16 protein-coding genes are annotated in these 17,216 nt (G+C 74.8%); 10 read left to right on the plus strand and 6 right to left on the minus strand.

Translation table 11 applies throughout. The features are described from left to right. Positions 1 to 10: 10 nt before the first annotated feature. Entirely contained in the window at positions 11 to 1,006 is a 996-nt protein-coding gene (locus H030_RS0111040) for a LacI family DNA-binding transcriptional regulator (protein WP_027006152.1), read from the minus strand. Positions 1,007 to 1,193: 187 nt separating this feature from the next. On the opposite strand from H030_RS0111040, the gene H030_RS31220 reads away from it, so the two are divergent. From H030_RS31220 to H030_RS40425, 5 genes are all read left to right on the plus strand, one after another. Continuing rightward, positions 1,194 to 2,276, plus strand: coding sequence for a substrate-binding domain-containing protein (locus H030_RS31220; protein WP_035126105.1), 1,083 nt, complete (start codon positions 1,194 to 1,196; stop codon positions 2,274 to 2,276). After that, the gene (locus tag H030_RS0111050) at positions 2,276 to 3,325 is read left to right on the plus strand and encodes an ABC transporter permease (protein WP_027006153.1); all 1,050 of its coding nucleotides are present in this window, start codon (positions 2,276 to 2,278) and stop codon (positions 3,323 to 3,325) included. Before H030_RS31220 ends, H030_RS0111050 begins: the two co-directional genes overlap by 1 nt. Further along, complete coding sequence (locus H030_RS0111055; protein ID WP_051222338.1) at positions 3,322 to 4,107, plus strand: ATP-binding cassette domain-containing protein; 786 nt, start codon at positions 3,322 to 3,324, stop codon at positions 4,105 to 4,107. Before H030_RS0111050 ends, H030_RS0111055 begins: the two co-directional genes overlap by 4 nt. Further along, complete coding sequence (locus H030_RS0111060) at positions 4,100 to 4,771, plus strand: nucleoside/nucleotide kinase family protein (protein WP_196809084.1); 672 nt, start codon at positions 4,100 to 4,102, stop codon at positions 4,769 to 4,771. The genes H030_RS0111055 and H030_RS0111060 overlap by 8 nt, the downstream gene beginning before the upstream one ends. A 129-nt stretch (positions 4,772 to 4,900) precedes the next feature. Further along, positions 4,901 to 7,846, plus strand: coding sequence for an ATP-binding protein (locus H030_RS40425; RefSeq protein ID WP_051222339.1), 2,946 nt, complete (start codon positions 4,901 to 4,903; stop codon positions 7,844 to 7,846). A 27-nt stretch (positions 7,847 to 7,873) separates the two neighbouring features. Here the strand turns inward: H030_RS40425 and H030_RS36875 are convergent, their stop codons facing one another. From H030_RS36875 to H030_RS0111090, 5 genes are all read right to left on the minus strand, one after another. Further along, positions 7,874 to 8,770, minus strand: coding sequence for a LysR substrate-binding domain-containing protein (locus tag H030_RS36875; protein WP_051222340.1), 897 nt, complete (start codon positions 8,768 to 8,770; stop codon positions 7,874 to 7,876). A 60-nt stretch (positions 8,771 to 8,830) separates the two neighbouring features. After that, complete coding sequence (locus H030_RS0111075) at positions 8,831 to 9,757, minus strand: LysR family transcriptional regulator (protein WP_027006156.1); 927 nt, start codon at positions 9,755 to 9,757, stop codon at positions 8,831 to 8,833. Position 9,758: 1 nt separating this feature from the next. After that, a complete protein-coding gene (locus H030_RS36880) occupies positions 9,759 to 10,811 on the minus strand; it encodes a LysR family transcriptional regulator (protein WP_051222341.1) in 1,053 nt (350 codons plus the stop codon). 56 nt (positions 10,812 to 10,867) lie between these two features. Further along, complete coding sequence (locus H030_RS0111085; protein WP_027006157.1) at positions 10,868 to 12,196, minus strand: sigma-70 family RNA polymerase sigma factor; 1,329 nt, start codon at positions 12,194 to 12,196, stop codon at positions 10,868 to 10,870. A 62-nt stretch (positions 12,197 to 12,258) separates the two neighbouring features. After that, positions 12,259 to 12,570 (minus strand): hypothetical protein, encoded by a 312-nt coding sequence (locus tag H030_RS0111090; RefSeq protein ID WP_027006158.1) that lies wholly within the window; start codon positions 12,568 to 12,570, stop codon positions 12,259 to 12,261. Positions 12,571 to 12,734: 164 nt separating this feature from the next. On the opposite strand from H030_RS0111090, the gene H030_RS0111095 reads away from it, so the two are divergent. The 5 genes from H030_RS0111095 (at position 12,735) to H030_RS0111115 (ending at position 17,214) form a co-directional block, all read left to right on the plus strand. Beyond that, positions 12,735 to 13,781 (plus strand): hypothetical protein, encoded by a 1,047-nt coding sequence (locus H030_RS0111095; RefSeq protein ID WP_027006159.1) that lies wholly within the window; start codon positions 12,735 to 12,737, stop codon positions 13,779 to 13,781. A gap of 6 nt (positions 13,782 to 13,787) precedes the next feature. Next, positions 13,788 to 14,585: a hypothetical protein gene (locus H030_RS0111100; protein WP_027006160.1), complete on the plus strand. Its 798-nt coding sequence runs from the start codon at positions 13,788 to 13,790 to the stop codon at positions 14,583 to 14,585. Then, positions 14,582 to 14,965 (plus strand): hypothetical protein, encoded by a 384-nt coding sequence (locus H030_RS0111105; RefSeq protein WP_027006161.1) that lies wholly within the window; start codon positions 14,582 to 14,584, stop codon positions 14,963 to 14,965. The genes H030_RS0111100 and H030_RS0111105 overlap by 4 nt, the downstream gene beginning before the upstream one ends. A 108-nt stretch (positions 14,966 to 15,073) precedes the next feature. Then, the gene (locus H030_RS39660) at positions 15,074 to 16,831 is read left to right on the plus strand and encodes a hypothetical protein (RefSeq protein WP_231398405.1); all 1,758 of its coding nucleotides are present in this window, start codon (positions 15,074 to 15,076) and stop codon (positions 16,829 to 16,831) included. Next, positions 16,828 to 17,214, plus strand: a complete 387-nt coding sequence (locus H030_RS0111115; protein ID WP_027006163.1) for a hypothetical protein — start codon at positions 16,828 to 16,830, stop codon at positions 17,212 to 17,214. The genes H030_RS39660 and H030_RS0111115 overlap by 4 nt, the downstream gene beginning before the upstream one ends. The last annotated feature ends 2 nt before the right edge of the window (positions 17,215 to 17,216 follow it).

The following is a 17,216-nucleotide window of genomic DNA, read 5'->3' on the forward strand; positions in this document are numbered from 1 at the left end:
GCGGCCGGGCTCAGCAGCCGCACGAGTCGCGCGTGACGAACGTGGGCGCCAGCCGGATCGACCGCGGCTCTCGGTCCGGGTCGTCGAGACGTTCCAGCAGCATCCTCACGGCTTCGGCCCCGATCGCGTCCGTGGGCTGGGCGATGACCGTCAGCCGGGGCTCGAACAGATCCGACCACTCGAAGTCGTCGAAGGCGACGAGCGCGATGTCGCGCGGGACGGTCATCCCGCGGTCGCGCAAGGCGTGCAGCACGCCGATCGTCATGGAGTTGTTGCCGGCGACCAGCGCGGTCGGCGGGTCCGGCTGGTCCAGGAGGCGGTTCGTTGCGTCGCGCGCGGGCTCGTGCGCGGAGGACCCGGAGGCGATCAACGCCTCGTCGATCTCCAGCCCGTTGCGCTGCATGCCCAGGCGGAACCCCCGGAGCCGCTCGTCGGTCGTGCTCAGGCCCTCCAGGCCGGCGACGAACCCGATGCGCTTGTGGCCGTGCTGGGCCAGGTGCGTGACGAGGCGCGCCGTCGGCTCCTCGTTGTCGGTCCCGACCTGGTCGAAGGGCACGGGCAGGAACCGGTCGAGCAGGACGACGGGCATGTCGTTGTCCGCGCAGAACCGCAGTGCCCCGTCGGCCGCGCCGGCCGACGGGGCGAGCAGCAGCCCGTCGACCCGGCGGTGTACGAGCTCCTGGACCATCTGGAGCTCCTTCTCGGGCTCATCGTGCGTGTCGCCGAGCAGCAGCGTGTGCCCGCGCGCGGCGGCCTCGGACTCGACTGCGCCGATGACGTCCATGAAGTACGGGTTGGACACGCCGCTGATCGCGAGGCCGATCGACTGCGTGCGGGCGCCGGCCAGCGCGCGCGCGATCGTGTTCGGCCGGTAGCCGGTCCGGGCGATCGCGGCGTGCACGCGCTCGACGGTCTTCTCGTTGACGCGGCGCGTCCCGTTGAGGACGTGGGACACGGTCGTCGTCGAGACGCCGGCCTCTCTCGCGACGTCGGCCATCGTGGTCATCGCCGCGCAGTCTACGCAAGCGCTTGCGAGTTCCACGTGGTCGATCCACAGCCAGAGAGGCAACCGCTTGCGCGCAAGCGCTTGCGCATGTTAGGGTCGGCCTTGCCGCCCCGGGCATCCGGGGCCATCAGGGTCCACAGGAGGACAGATGCAGCACGTCGTACGACCGGCCAGGCGCCGGTCAAGATTGCTGGTCACGTTCGCGGCGCTCGTGGTGGTCGCGCTCGCCGTGACCGCGTGCGGGTCGAGCAGCGACAACGCGTCGGGTGGCAGCTCGACCAACGGCTCCAACTCGGGCAGGAAGGTCAGGGCCGCCCTGATCTTGAAGGTCTTCTCCAACCCCTACTTCGTGTCGATGCGCAACAGCGCGGAGCAGACGGCGAAGCAGCTCGGCGTCGACCTCGCCGTGTCCGCCGGCAGCAGCGACGCCGACACCGGCGCGCAGATCAAGGCGATCAACAACGCGATCGCCGCTGGTGACAAGGGCATCATCATCACCTCGAACGGCGACGCCGTGAACGCGGCGCTGCAGCGGGCGCGCACCGCCGGCCTGTACACGATCGCGCTCGACACGCTGCCCGAGCCGCCCAGCACCGTGAACCTCACCTACGCGACCGACAACGCGAAGGCAGGCGAGCTGATCGGGAAGTGGACGGCGGCCAAGCTCGCCGGCAGGCCGGCCGACATCGCGATGCTCGACGCGGTCAACACCGCGGTCATCTCGGTCGACGTCCAGCGCGACCACGGGTTCCTCGACGGCATGGGCATCCCGGTCGGCAACGAGCACATCAACGGCAAGGAGCCCAAGAGCGGGAACTACACCGGCGGCAAGGGCGGGACCTACAAGATCGCCTGCCAGCTGCCGACCAACGGCACGATCCCGCAGGGCAAGTCCGCGATGCAGACGTGCCTGCAGAAGGACCCCGGCATCAACGTGGTCTACGCGGTCAACGAGCAGGCGGCGCAGGGTGCGGCGCAGGCGCTGGCCACGTCGCACAACGACGCGCTCGTGGTCGCCATCGACGGCGGCTGCGCGAACCTCCCGTTCGTCCAGAAGGGCCAGATCGACGCCACGGCGGGCCAGTTCCCCGGCAAGATGGCGTCCATGGGCGTGAGGGCGATCCAGGAGCTGGCCAGCGGCCAGGGCAGGCCGCAGACATCACCCGGCGAGGACTTCTTCGACACCGGGGTCAAGCTGTACACCAACGATGCGCAGCCCGGCATCCCGTCGACCGACGTGGCCGCCGCCAAGTCGCAGTGCTGGGGCTGATGGGCTCCACGACCCTCCCCTCCTCGGTGGAGGGCCAGGCCGGCGAGCAGCAGCTCGCCGGCCTGGCCCGCCGGGAGGGACCGGCTGCGCGCGTGCAGCGGGTGCTGCACGCGCATCCGGCGCTCGGCCCGTTCATGGTGCTGGTCGTCTCGTGCCTCGTGTTCGGACTGCTCAACTCGCGGTTCCTGACCACGACGAACATCTCGCTGATGCTCCAGCAGGTCGCGGTGATCGCGGCGCTCGGCGTGGGGCAGACGCTGATCATCCTGACCGCGGGGATCGACCTCTCGATCGGCTACGCGATGGTGCTGTCCCTGCTCGTGATGGCCAAGGTGTCGTCCGAGCACAACGTGCCCGGGCCGCTCGCGCTGCTGCTCGGGTTCGCGGTCGCGATGGGCACCGGTGCGGTCAACGGCACGCTCATCACGCGCCTGCGCGTCCCGCCGTTCATCGCGACGCTGGGCATGTTGTTCATCTTCCAGTCGTCGGGCTTGTTGTACGCCAACGGGCAGACGACGCAGGCGGCCGCGATGCCGTCGATCCTCAACTGGACGGGCCGGCCGGTGTCGATCGGGCCGTTCGACCTCATCAACGGCGTGCTCGTCGTCGCGGTCCTGTACCTGGTCGTCAACTACGTGATGAACCAGACGACGTGGGGGCGCCACGTCTACGCGGTCGGCGACGACGTCGAGGCCGCGCGGCTGGCGGGCATCCGGACCTCGCGCGTGCTGTTCAGCGTGTACGTGTTCGCGGGGCTGGTCGTCGGCGTCGCGGGCTGGATCTCGATCGGCTACGCGGGCGCGGCCGACCCCAACAACGCGGTCGACGCGAACCTCCAGAGCATCACCGCGGTGGTGATCGGCGGGACGAGCCTGTTCGGCGGGCGCGGCGGGGTGATCGGGACGCTGTTCGGCGCGTTGATCGTCGTGGCGTTCACGTCCGGGTTGACCCTGGCCAACGTCAACGACCTCTACCAGCCGATGGCCGAGGGCGTCCTGGTGATCGCCGCGGTGGCGGTCGACCAGTGGATCCGGCGGGTGAAGCCATGAGCGCGTCGGCGCCGGGGCACGTGCTCGAGGCACGCGGGCTCGTCAAGACGTTCGGCCACGTGGTCGGCCTGGCCGGTGTGGACCTCGCCCTGGACCGCGGCGAGGTGCTGGCGGTCATCGGCGACAACGGCGCCGGGAAGTCGACGCTCATCAAATGCCTGACCGGCGCGCTGCAGCCCGACGCCGGGGAGATCCTGCTCGACGGCGAGCCGGTGTCGTTCAAGAGCCCGCTCGACAGCCGGCTGGCCGGGATCGAGACTGTCTACCAGACGCTGGCGGTCTCGCCCGCGCTCGACATCGCCTCCAACATGTACCTGGGGCGTGAGCTGCGGGCGCGCGGGCCGCTCGGCCGCGTGTTCCGGAAGCTCGACACGCGCGGGATGCGCAGGGCGGCGCGCGAGCAGCTCGACCGGCTCGGCATCACGACGCTCCAGGACATCGGTCAGCGCGTCGAGACGCTGTCCGGTGGACAGCGTCAAGCGGTCGCGGTGGCGCGGGCAGCGGCGTTCGGGAGCAAGGTCATCGTGTTGGACGAGCCGACCGCGTCGCTCGGCGTGCGCGAGTCCGGCCAGGTGCTGGAGCTCGTGCGACGGCTGCGCGACGAGGGCCTGGCCGTCATCCTGATCAGCCACAACATGCCGCACGTGTTCGAGGTCGCCGACCGCATCCAGATCCAGCGCCTCGGGCGCTGCGTGGCCGTCGTCCGGCCGGACGTCACGACGATGGAGGAAGCCGTGGCGATCATGACCGGCGCCAAGGTCGCGGAGCCCAGCCGTGGGTGAGGACGCCGTGGTGGGCGACCTGGCGGAGATCGGGCAGCTCGAGACGCTGGTGGAGCGGGCGCGGGCGCTCGCGCGCCGGCCGGAGCGGGCGCTGCTCGGCGTGACCGGGCCGCCGGGGGTGGGCAAGACGACGCTGGCGCACACGCTGGTCGCGGCGGTCGGGCCGGCCGCGCGGCTGGTCGGGATGGACGGCTTCCACCTGTCCCAGGCGGTGCTCGCCGCGCGCGGGATGGCGGAGCGCAAGGGCGCGATCGACACGTTCGACGCGGCCGGCTTCGTCGCGCTGGTGCGGCGGCTGCGTGCGTCCGACGGCGACACCGTCTACGCCCCCGAGTTCCGTCGCGAGGTCGAAGAGGCGATCGCGGGCGCCGTCCCGATCGAGCCGGAGGTGCGGCTCGTGGTGGTGGAGGGCAACTACCTGCTGGCCGACGCGGCGCCGTGGGACCAGCTCGCCGGGCTGCTGGACGAGACCTGGTTCGTCGAGCGCGACGAGGCCGCACGGCTGGCCGACCTGGTCCAGCGGCACGTGCTGTTCGGCAAGAGCGACGCCCAGGCCCAGGCCTGGGCCCACGGCTCGGACCAGCAGAACGCGACGGCGATCGCCGCGACGCGCTGGCGCGCCGACCTGGTGGCACGGCTCGAAGGCCAGCTGGCGGCGCGCTGAGTCAATCTCCGGGAAATGTGTCGATTGGTGAACGGCCAGAGGTGGTCCGTGGTCCTGCGTGTTCGCCGTGGCGGCGCGTTGCCTTCCGGGGCGTGAGCGTCTACCTTCTCCCGAGACCCGCTCCCCACCGTGTCGACGCCGTCCCGATCCAGCGCTGCACTCGTCGGCCGCGAGGCCGAGCTGCGTCGCGCGGCCGCGTTGCTGGACGAGGTGCGCGACGGGGCGCTCGCTGCGGTCCACCTGACGGTCGCGGGCGAGGCGGGGATCGGCAAGAGCGCTTGGCTCGCCGCGGTCGCCGACCGGGCGGAAGGGTTCCGGACGCTGTTGGGTCGCGGTGCGGAGTTCGAGCGCGAGGTGCCGTTCGCGCTGGCGATCGACGCGCTCGACGACGCGTTCGCAGAGCTGGACGCCGCGGCGCTCGCCGCGCTCGGTTCGACGCGGCTGGAGGAGCTGGGCGCGGTCTTCCCGTCGCTGGCCGCCCACCGTGGTGTGGGCGGTGCCGCACCGCTGCCCGCTGAGCGCTACCACCTGCACGACGCGGTGCGCGTCGCGCTGGAGGTGCTCGCCGAGCGCTCGCCGTTGTTGATGATGTTGGACGACGTCCAGTGGGCGGACGCCGCGTCGGTCGAGCTCGTGTCGCACCTCGTGCGCCACCGGCCCCGCGGGCCGATCGTCCTGGCGCTCGCGTACCGCTCGCGCCAGCTCGCGCCGCGCCTGACACAGGCGCTCGTCGCGGCCGAGCACGACGGCGACGCCGAGCGGATCGAGCTCGGCCCGCTGACGCTGAGCGAAGCGCGTGACGTCGTCGGCGTCGCCGTGAGCGACGACGGCCTGCGCACGCTCCACCGTGAGAGCGGCGGCAACCCCATGTACTTGATCGAGCTGGCGCGCCTGCCGGAGGGCGCGGCGTTCGCGACCGACGCCGCGCCGGACGGCGTCGTCGCCGATCTCGATCGCGAGCAGGTGCCGGTGGGCGTCCGGCGGGCGGTGGCACAGGAGCTCGCCGCGGTCTCGCCGGGGGCGGCGCGGCTGCTGGCGGCGGCCGCGGTCGCCGGCGATCCGTTCCCGATCGCGCTGGCGGCCGGGATCGCCGAGCTGGAGGGCGCGGAGCTGGCGGCGGCGCTGGACGAACTCGTCGACCTCGCGCTGGTGCGGCCGGCGGGGGATGCGCGGCGGTTCGCGTTCCGGCATCCGATCATGCGCAGCGCGGTGTACCTGTCGTCGGGCGCCGGCTCGCGGCTCGAGGCCCATGTCCGCGCCGCGGCGGTGCTGGAGCGCCAGGGCGCGACGGCCGCGCAGCGCGCCCACCACGTCGAGCGCGCCGCCGCCCAAGGCGACGAGGCAGCGATCGACCTGCTCGCGGAGGCCGCGCTGAGCGTCCTTGCGCGGGCGCCCGCGACGGCGGCGCGGTGGTACGCGTCGGCGCTCGCGCTGCTCGCGCCGACCGCCGGGCCCGAGCGCCGGCTCGGCCTGCTGGTCCCGCTCGCCGCCGCGCTCGGGGCGACCGGCGCGCTGCGCGAGGCGCGCGTCGCGCTGGCCGAGGCGCGGGCGCTGCTGCCCGCCGACGAGGTCGTCGTCAAGGCGCGGCTGGCCGGGACGCTCGCGCGGATCGACCACTGGGCCGGCGGCCACGGCGAAGCGCGGCGGCTGCTGGTCGAGGCGCTCGACGAGCAGGCCGACCCTGCCGCGGCGGCGGCGGTCGAGATCGGGCTGGAACTCGCGCTCGACGACTGGCTCGGCCGTGCGTGGCCGCGGATGCTGGAGACGTCGGTCGGCGTGCGCGCGGCGGCCGACCGCGTGGGCGACGACGGGCTCGCGGCCGCGGCGCACAGCCTCGTCGCGCTCGGCGCCTACTACGTCGGGGACGTCGCCGCGGCCGACGGCGCGGCGCGGCGCGCGGCCGAGCTGGTCGATCCGCTGGCCGACGGCGAGGTCGCCGCACGGCTGGAGACGCTGGTCGCCCTCGGCCACACCGAGTTCGGCGTCGAGCGGTTCGACGACGCCGAGCGCCATCTGACGCGCGCGCTGGCGCTGTGCCGCGCGACGGGCCAGACGTGGTCGTACGTCCCGACGACGTGCATGCTCGCGGTTCCGCTGCTGTGGCGCGGCCGGCTCGACGACGCTGCGCGGTGCGCGCGGGCGGCGATCGACGCGTCGCGCCTGGAGTACGCGACGCCGCAGGTCTGGGCGCTGAGCGTCGGTGCCTGGGTCGCGACGCTGCAGGGCGACGTGCCCGCGGCGTTGCGCGCGGGGGAAGAGGCGGTCGAGCTCGCGCTGACCCTCGACGCCGCCACCTACAGCTGGCTGCCCTACGGCGTGCACGCGATGGCGCTCGCGGCGGCGGGGCAGGCGGCGGAGGCGCGGGACCTGCTGCTGGAACATGCCGGCGGGTCCGCGCTGACGGCGATCGAACCGGCGCTGCATCCGCAATGGTGTGAGTTCCTGAGCGAGGCCGAGCTGGCGCTGGGCGGCGTCGGCGCGGCCGACGCCTGGGCACGCCGGGCCGCGGCGGCCGCCGGCCCGCTCGGGCTCGCGGGTCGGGACGCCGAGGCGGCGCGGGCTGCCGCGCGCGTCCATCTTGCGCGTGACGAGGCCGCCTGCGCCGCCGAGCGGGCCGCGGAGGCGGCGGCCGGGTTCGCCGCCGTGGGACGCTCGATCGACCGCGCGATCGCCGAGACGCTCGAGGCCGAGGCGCGCAGCCGCCTCGGCGACGAGGCCGGCGCGGTTGCGCTGCTGATGGCGGCGCACGAGCGCTTCGCTGTGGCCGGCGCGGTTCGCCGGCGCGACGCCGCGGCCGCCGACCTGCGTCGCCGTGGACGCCACACCCGGACCCGCCGCGCCGAGCCGCCGCGCGACAGCGACCGCGCCGCGGGCCTCGACCTGCTCACGCCGCGCGAGCGCGAGGTCGTCGCGCTCGTCGCCCGTGGGCTGAAGAACCGCGAGATCGCCGCCGAGCTCTTCCTCAGCCAGAAGACCGTCGAGCGCCACCTGGCCCGGATCTTCGAGAAGCTCGGCGTCAGCTCCCGCGTCACCCTGACCCGCCTCGCGCTCGAAGACCGCCCGCTCGCGGGCTGACCCCGGCACGGCGGGGGCGGGGCGCCGTCAGCCGGTGCCGTCCTGGAGGGCGGCCAGGGCGTCGCGGCGTGTGGCGATGCGGGTGGCGACGGCGGCCGCAGCGGCGCGGGCCGCGGCGACGGGCGCCGTCGCGCCCGTGCCGGCGGCCCAGAGCAGGAGGATGGGGCGGGCGGGGAGGAGGTGCCCGATGTCGATCGCGACGACGCCGGGGCGGCAGGCGTCGATCGCCGTTCGGGGCAGGATCGCGGAGCCGACGCCCGCGGCGACCAGCGCCTGCGCGGTCGCGGCGTCATCGATGCCGAACGCTTGGACCAGCGGCAGCGCGGCGAGGTCCGCGGCCGACAGCGGCGCGGCACGCTCGGCCAGCGGTGACGACGACCCGACGAGCAGCGCCCAGGGGTCATGGAGCAGCATCGCGACCTCGACGCGCGGATCGTCCGGCGGCTCGCCCGCGTCGGCGAGCGCGTGGAGGTGCCCGGCGGCGAGCGCGTCGAGCGCCGCGGCGCGGTCGCCGGTGGTGACCGTGACGGCGGGGCGCTCCGGCAGCGTCTCGGCCAGCGCGGCGACGAGGTCGGCGAGCAGCCGCGCCGGGAGCTCGCGCGTCGCGCCGATGCGGAGGTGATCGGCGCGCGCGCCGGCCAGCGCCGCCAGCTCGCGGCGCGCGGCAGAGACGGTGTCGCCGATCGCCTGCGCGTGCTCGGCCAGCAGCCGCCCCGCGGAGGTCAACGGCTCGGCGCCGCCGTCACCGTCGCGCGCGAGCAGCCGGTGGCCGGTCGCGTCCTCGAGCCGCGAGATCCGCGCCTGCACGTCGTGGGCCGACGTGCCCAGCACGAGCGCGGCGGCAGCGATCGTGCCGGCGCGGGCGACCGCGCCCAACGCCGCCAGCTCCAAGAGCGCGACGCCCGGGTCTTGCCTGCTCGACATCACACCGAGAGTCTTGCGGTCGCGGGACCGCGAGGTGATGCGTGTCCGTGCTCAGCCCGATCAGCGGGCGTGAACGGACGGCTCGTCGCCCGCGGGCGACAGCGTCGCAGCGCTGCGCAGGACGGCCTCGCAGAAGGCGTTGACCACCGCGGGGCGCTTGCGGCCGGCGTGCCAGTACAGCGCCAGCCGGCGTGACGGCAGCAGGTGGTCGACGGGCAGCGCGACCGTCGCCTGGTCGTCGCTCGCGACCGCCAGCGCCGGGAGGAGCGCCGCGCCGCAGCCGGCACCGACGAGCGCCTGCACGGTCGCGTTGGCGTCGGCGCGCAGTGCGATCTCCGGCTCGTGGCCGCCCGCGCGCAGCAGCGCCTCGATGCTGTCCAGCAACGGCCAGCCCTGGATGTGGATCAGCGGCTCCTCGACCAGCTCTGCGCGCGTCGCGGGAGCACCGGCTGCCGCACGCGCCGACGACGCCTGCACGAGCAGGATCGTCGGGTCGACGAGGATCTCGACGCTCTCGAACGGGCCATCGGCCAGCGGCAGCTCGGCGAACGCGGCATCGAGCTCACCGGCCTCGACCGCGGCGAACGCGTCGCGGTCGCCGCCCGCCTCGGTGACCTCGACCGCGATCTGGGGATGGCTCGCGCGCAGGTCCATCAGCGTCATCGGGAGCAGCGTCGCCGCCACGCTCTGCAGCACGCCGACGTGCAGCCGCGGCTCGTCACCGGAGGACAGCAGCCGCAGGTCGGCCTGCGCCGCGTCGAGCTGCGCGAGGATCGTCGCGCCGTGCTCGAGCAGGACCAGGCCCGCCTCGGTCAGCATCACCGGCGGCGTGTGCCCGCGCTCGCGATCGACCAGCCGCGCGCCGACGAGCCGCTCGAGCTGCGAGATCTGCTGGCTGACCGCCGACTGGACGTACCCCAGCCGGTCCGCCGCACCACGGAACGAGCGCTCCTCATGGACCGCGCCGAGCGCCGCGAGGTGACGCAACTCAACTCCCAACCAACCGTCCACGCTGCGAGCCTTCCAAATCGAAGTGGTCTGTACCAGGGGTGTTAACCCCCAACGGCCGGGTTGGGCCAGTCAAATGCGCACGAGACTCGCGCAAAAGCTCCGAAAACGTGGTCATGAACGCTGACCGGCGGCGGTCCCGCAACCAGTACGCGGCGACCGCGCGCGGGGCCACGAAGCCGTCGAGCGGCAGCAGCAGGACGCGCGGGTCGTCGCCGGCCCGCCCGCGCGGCAGGATCGCCGCGCTGCGCCCCGCGGCCACCCAGGCGAGCAGCAGCGACGCGCCGCCCTGCACCTCGGTCGGCTTCAGCGTGATCCCGTGCGCGCGCAGCTCGCGGCCGATCCGCGCATCGTCCGGGTCGGCGGGGTCGAGCGCGACCGGCAGGTGCTCCAGGAGGTCCCCGACCGCGCCGGTCGCCAGCGCGCGCCGCGCGACCGCCCACGTCGCGGGCACCGCGAGCACGCACGGCTCCGGCGCGACCGCCAGCACCGTGAATCCCCCGGGGTCGTCCGGCGGGTCGCCCACGACGAGGTCCACCGAGCCCGCGCGAGCGGCGCCCGCCAGCGTCTCCGGCTTCGCGCCGCCCGACAGCGTCACGTCGACCCCCGGATGCGCGCGCAGGAACCCCGGCAGGACCGCGGCCGGGACGCTCGTCGCGAGGTGCTCGGCGACCGCGACCCGGAGCCTCCCCGGGCCGGGCGACGTGAGCGCCGCCAGGTCGACCTCCGCCGCGCGGTAGATCGCGAGGATGCGGTCGACATGCCGCAGCAGCATCCGGCCCGCGTCGGTCAGCGCGACCGCGCCGCGGCCGCGCCGGCGCTCGACGAGCTCGGCGCCGACGAGCCGCTCCAGCTGCGCGACGTGCTGGGACAGCGCCGACTGCGAGTAGCCGAGCTTGCGCGACGCGCCGCGGAACGAGCACGCCTCGGCGACGGCGGCCAGCGACGCCAGGTGCCGGTGCTCGACGCCCGGCCAGGACGGCCCGGCGGTGAGGCCGGGGGCTTCGAGGGGCGGTTCGTGGTGAGGTCCCATACCCCCTCTATGGCGTGGGAGCGAGAACTCGCCCCCCTGACTTCATGACCTTCGGCCTATGGGTCGAACTCGCCCGGCACCCGGTTGGGCGTGGACCTCCTCGCCGGGGCGGTCACGGCGCTGCTCCCCGAGCTCCTCTGGACCGTCGTCCCAGCGCCCTCGATGCCGAACTCCTGGGCTGCGACCACCGGATCGGCCCTGGGCTTGGCGGACGACGTCCTGGCCCTCGCCGTGGACGACCTCTTGGGCTTCGACGCCGAAGGCGCCGACGACCTCGTCGTGGCCGCGGCCGTCCTCGTCACGGGCGTCACCGGCCGCGCCGCCTGCGTCGCTGCGGGCGGCTTCACCCTGTGCACCGACGCCGCCTTCGGCGGGTGCCTGGCCACTTCGTGCTGATGCGACCTGGGCAGCGGGTGCGGCAGCCCGTTCAGCGCGCAGTACGCGCCGCCGGACCCGACGGCGACGCACGCGCTCAGCGCCGCGATCACCGAACCCGGCCGCGCGCTCGCGAAGGCCGTCAGCGGCGAGCCGTCGCCGACCCGCGTCGACAGCATCGCCGCCTGCTCCCTGGCGCCGGACAGCGCCTGCCCGGTCGCGTCGCGCGGGCCGCTGAACAGCTCGAGGACGTGCGCGAACCGCCCGCGCGCGCCGCCGTCGGCGAAGACCGGGAGCGGCAGGAGCACCGCGACCTTGCCCGTCGCCCGGCGCAGGTCGAGCGCGAACCGCCGGCACGCCGGGCACGTCGCGAGGTGCTCGCGCGCCTCGCGCGTGCGGTTGGGCCCCGCGATCCCGGCGACGTACGCGCGGATCAGGCTCAGGCGGCTGTCGCAGAACCGGCCCTCGCGAACCAGCTCGTAGCGCTCGGAGACCAGGGCCATCGCGCGCTCCAGGTCGCGCCGGTATGCGCGCTCGGTCAGCCCGAGCAGCTCCTGGATCTCGCCCGGCGACCGGTCGAAGAAGAACCGCAGCTTGACGATCGTCTGCTGCCGCGGGCTCAGCTCGCCGACGATCTCGCGCAGCCGCGCGCCCTCCATCTGCGCGTCGGCGACCTCGTCGGGCGCCTCGCCGGCGGCCTCGAAGTCGTCGCGGTCGCCGAGCGGCTCGTCCTTCGCGCGTGCCCGCCGGCCCTCGTCCAGCGCCTTGTTGATCGCCGTCTGGGTCAGGTACGCCCGGACCTGCGGCGGCCGCATCGCGGCCACGTCGAGCGATCCGTCGCGCTCCTTCTCGAGGAGGACCGTCCACGCGTCGTGCAGCAGCGCCTCGCGCTCGTCGGCCGCCAGCCAGCCGCAGCGCCGTGCCAGGACGCCGAGGACGTAGCCCCGGTGATCTTGGTAGGACGCGGCGGTGCGTCGTGCCTGTCGTTCGACGACGGCGGACTCCAACATCGATGGCGGCATCATCCCTGTGGTGAGCGCTCGGCGCCAATGACGATTTCGCTAGGCGGCCATCAGCGGCGCTGATCGGCGGTGGCCGCCGCCTGCGCCTCGCCGCCCCGGAGGATCACGCCGAGCGCGACCGCGTCGGCCTTCGCCAGCGGCACCTCGGTGCCGTCGCGATCGGTCGCCGGGTACGGGCGCAGCTCGGCCTCGAAGCCGTGATCGCGCGCCCAGCGGCGGATGTTGTAGCGGAACGTCTCCGTCGAGCTCGAGTAGTCCTCGCCCTTGACGAACTTCCACGCCTGGCCGTCGGCCCAGGCGCTGAAGTCGAACTTGGTGCGGGACACCCGGTCCGGGAGTCCTTCCTTGAGCAGCTGGGGCATGTGCGCGTCCTCCGGGGGTCGCAGGGATCGGTCGGCGACAGCATGCGACCACCGGCGCGGGATGCCAATGCCAACCCGCGTGCACTCCGATCGCGAAGCGTCATCGCGGTGGGGGGCGAACTTGTGGGGGCGGGCTGCGCGCCCCGCCCAATGGACAGACCGAGATGCCACCACGCCTGTTCACCTTCCCAGCGCCCCGGACGCTGCGCGACGCGTTGCGCAGCGTCGCGCGCGCCGCGCGCGACCGCGACCGCGCGGTCGTCGTCGTCGCCGCTCGGCCGGCGACCGCGATCGCCGCGTTGTCGCGCGTGCCCCGCGGCCGCGTCGCCCACCACCTCGACGTCGCGCGCCCCGAGGTCGGGCTCGACCCGCTGACGGGTGGGGACGACGCGGCGGCGATCGCACGCCGCGTCGCGGTCGCGCTGGGCGAGGTCGAGGGCGGCGGCGACGCGACCGCCGAGCGCTGGCTGCGCGACGCGACGCACGCGGTCGTCGTCGCCGGCCGCCGGGGCGCGTTGGGCGGCGAGCGCGCGACGCTGTGGCACGCCTACCGGCTGCTGATCCCGTCCGAGGCCGCGCTGCGCGACCGCGTCGTCGCGGCGCTGCTCGGCGAGGCGGGCTGCGCCGGGCCCGCGCGCTTCCTCGGCCAGGAGCTGCCCGCTGCCCTGCGCGACCACCCGACGGTGACGTCCGCGCGCCTCGACGTCCCGCGGACGCTCCTGCTGCGGCTGCTGATCCCGGCGGTCGACCAGACGCTGCGCCACCCGCGGCCGGTCTCGCTGGACCGCGTCGTGGAGGCGCGCGAGGCGCTCGTCGTCGACGTCGCGCGCGAGGCGGTCGGCCCGGACCGCGCCCGGGCGATCGCGCGCATGACGATCGACGCGCTCGCCGACGCCGCCTGGCGCTGCATCGGCTGCCCGGCGCTGGCGACCGGCGGCGTCACGCTCGTCGTCGCCGACGGGTTGGCGGCCGACGACGCGGTCGCGCCCGCGCTGGCGACCGCCGCGGCCTGCGGCGTCGAGGTTGCCGTCGTGCCCGCGGTGCGGGCCGGGATGCGCGAGGCGACGGTCGACGAGGCGGTCGTCCGCCACCACGTCGCCGCCCAGCGCGCGCGCGGCGGCGGGCCGGCCGCGCGGCTCCCCGAACCGCTCCCGGACGAGCCCGGCAACTCGTGGGGGCGGACCGCGCCGCTCGACCCATGGAGCGAGTAGACGACGATGCCCGCACCCTTCCCATCCACCGACGAGCGGCCCACCGGCAACCTCTTCGAGATCGCCGCCGAGGCCGAGGCGTTCGCGCTCCCGGCCGAGCCGGTCGCCGCGCCGCGGCGTGCGCCGAAGCGGTCGCGCCGGGAGCCGCGCGTGCGGCGGGAGCGCGAGCCGATCGCGGTGGGCGAGGAGCTGCGGGTCGCGCTCGGCCGGCTGACGGCGTTGGCCGGCGCGCGACCGCGCGGCGGCGGCCGCGGCGGCGCGAAGCGCTGGCTGCGCGCGGCGTTCGCGGGCCTGGCGCTGGTGGTCGTGCTGTCGGCGGGCGCCGCGCTCTTCGGTCCCGGGCCGGCGCCGCGTGAGACCGCGTCCCGCGCGCCCGCGCGCCCGCCTGCGCGCGTGGAGACCGCTACGACGACCGCCCAGAACGCCGTTGCGCCGGCCGACGCTGCCGCGCCGCAGCGCGCCGCCGCTCGGGCGCGCGCCCGCGCCGCCGCGGCCGCGCGGGCCCGCGCTCGCGCCGCGACCCGCCGTCGCGAGCGCGCCGCCGCGCACCGCCGTGCCGTGGCCGAGCGCCGCCGCGAGCGCGCCGCCGCCCGTCGCCGCCGCGCCGCCGCCGAGCGCCGCCGTGCCGGCGCGCCCCGGACCCAAGCTCAACCACCCCAACAACAGGAGCCCGCCCCGGCGACGCAGACGCAGACGCCGGCGCCGGCGCCGGCCCAGACGTCGACCCCCAGGACCACCGCGCCCAGCCACCACAGCGGCAGCAGCTCCGGCGGCAGCGGCGACGAGTTCTCGTTCGAGCAATGACCGACACCATCAACAACTCCGTTCAGCACCAACAACAGGAGCACACCATGCAGAGCACCATCCGCAAGCACGCGGGCGCCGTCGCCGCCTGGTTGGCGGTCAGCGCGATCGTCCCGCTCGGCTTCTTCCTCGCCGGCGGGGCGAACATCGTCCGCAACGCCGCAGGCATCGACAAGACGACCGACGGCCTCGGCAAGTTCGTCAACGCGGCCGACGCGCTCGTCGGACCCGCGACGATCGCGATGGCGGCGATCGCGCCGCTGGCCTGCGTCGTCGGCGCCGGCGCGCTGATGTTCGGCAACCGCCGGGGGATCACGATCATCGGCGCGGCCCTCGGCACGCTGATCTTCGTCGCCTCCGTCTCGGGCATCGTGCAGTAGGCGCGACGGATGCCCCGCTTCGTCCAGCGACGGCGACGCAACGCGACGGCGCCACGGTCCCGGCGGCGCTTCCGCCTCCGGCGGCCGTCGTCGCGCGCGGTGGCGCAGGTGGCGGCCCTCGTGGCCGTCGCCGTGCCGCTGGCGCTCGTGCTGTCCCTCCTGGCGCCGCAGCCGGCCGAGGCGAGCTGCAGCATGGACTTCAGCTTCTCGATCACCGACTGCGCCAAGGACGCGGCCGGCACGGTGATCTCGAAGACGTTCGACATGCTGTTCGGCGGCATCCAGGCGTCGGTGACGCAGGTCGTCCTGACGTACCTGACCGCGATCCCGAGCTTCGCGCACGACGGCAACATCGAGAAGCTCAGCGACCTCACGACCGCGCTCGCGTTCGGCGCGCTCGGCGCGGTCATGACGATCTCGATCATCCGCTACTGGCTGTCGGGCCTGTCGCTCTCGGGCCAGGGCGGGGCGGAGGCCGTCGAGGGCTTCACCCGCTCGATCTGGGCGGCGCTGATGATCCTGGCGTGGCCGTGGGTGTTCGACCAGGCGGTCGCGATCTTCAACTCGGCGACCGCGGGGATCATGGGCGCGCCCTCGGTCCAGGACGACCTCAAGAACATGTTCCGGGACTTCACGATCTCGACGTTCGTCCCGGGGCCGTCGATGATCATCAGCCTCATCGCCGAGCTGGCCGGCGTGTTCGCGCTGCTCGGCCTGCTGTGGATGAAGATCTCGCTGACGGCCGGGACCGCGTTCCTGCGCATCGCGATGCCGGTGGCGATCGTGCTGTGGCCGATCGACGAGTTCGCGTGGCTGAGCCGGACCGCGGCCAAGGCGATGTTCACGTGCCTGGTCGTGCCGCTGATCTGGGCGCTGCTGTTCGCGACGTTCGCCGCGCTGGGGATCTCGATGTTCAACGTCCCCACCGACGGCAACGGCTGGCTCGACCAGCTCGTCCGGCCGCTGGCCGCCGACGCGATCCTGATCTCGGCGATCACGATCCCGAAGAACCTCCTGAAGGCGGCCTACCAGCCGGGCGGCGGGGGCGGGCGCAGCGGGCTCGGCTCGATCGCGACCTACCTCGCGATGCGCCAGGCCGCGGGGATGTTCAGCAGGGGCGGTGGCGGTTCGACGCCCTCGCCGACCGTCACGGCCGAGGCCCAGGACCCGCTGAGGGCGACCGCGGAGCGGATCTACCCCAACCGGACCGCGCTGCCGGGCCGGCGCGCGTTGCCCGCGGGCGGCATGCCGGCGATCGGCGGCCCGGGCGGCGGCCCGTCGCCGGGCGGCGGCGGTGGTGGTGGCGGCGGTGGCCCCCGGCCCGGCGGTCCGGGCACCGGCCCCGGCGGCGGCCGCGGCCGTGGGCCCGGCGGCGGCACGGGCGGCCCCCACGACGGGCGCCGGCACGGCGGCCCGCGCGGGCGCAACGGCAGCGGCCCGGGCGCGCGCCCCAACCAGCAGCCCCCGCGCTTCGACCAGGCGCGCGCGTCGCAGTTCCAGCAGCGCATGCAGGCGGTGTCGCCGCAGCAGGGCCCGTCGGTCTCCCAGGTCTCCGATGCGCAGTCGGCGCTCAGCGACTCCGATCAGTGGCGTCTGTGGAGCAAGGCCGAGACGACCGGCGGGAAGGTCCAGCCGCTGGCCGCCCAGATGATGGCCGAGTACGGCCGCGATCAGGCCAGCCAGCGGGCGCTGTACACGATCGGCTCCGCGTCGATCCCGACGCGCAACGCCGGGATGAGCCAACCGACGACCCCGCGGCCGAGCACGGCCGGCGACGGGGCGAGCGAGCCGATGCGCGCGACGCGCGGCCCGGACGGTGCCTACTCCGTCACCAACATGAACAACAACGGCAAGGCCGGGCGATGAACTCCGCCTACAAGCACCTCGACAGCAAGCTCCACATCGGCGACCTCACGATCGGCCAGTGGTGCGGCATCTTCGCGGGCGCGATCACCGCGCTCGTCTACGGGATGTACCTCAGCCCGTTCGGGCACATGCTGACGCTCGTCAGCGCGATCTACCTCGGCGGCATCCCGATCGCCGCCGTCTTCCTGGCCAGCCTGTCGGAGTTCGACTTCTGGCTGCTGCTGCGCTCCGCGGCGCGCTGGCGCCGCCGCGACGCCCGCTTCGTGCCCGGCCCCGGTGCCGAGTCCGCGGGCTACCGCCTGACCGAGGCTCCGGACGACGCGCGCCGCGCCGAGCGCGACCGCGTCGCCGAGCTGGACCCGACGACCCTCTGGGGGAACTGACC

The sequence above is a fragment of the Conexibacter woesei Iso977N genome (assembly GCF_000424625.1).
GTDB lineage: Bacteria > Actinomycetota > Thermoleophilia > Solirubrobacterales > Solirubrobacteraceae > Baekduia > Baekduia woesei_A.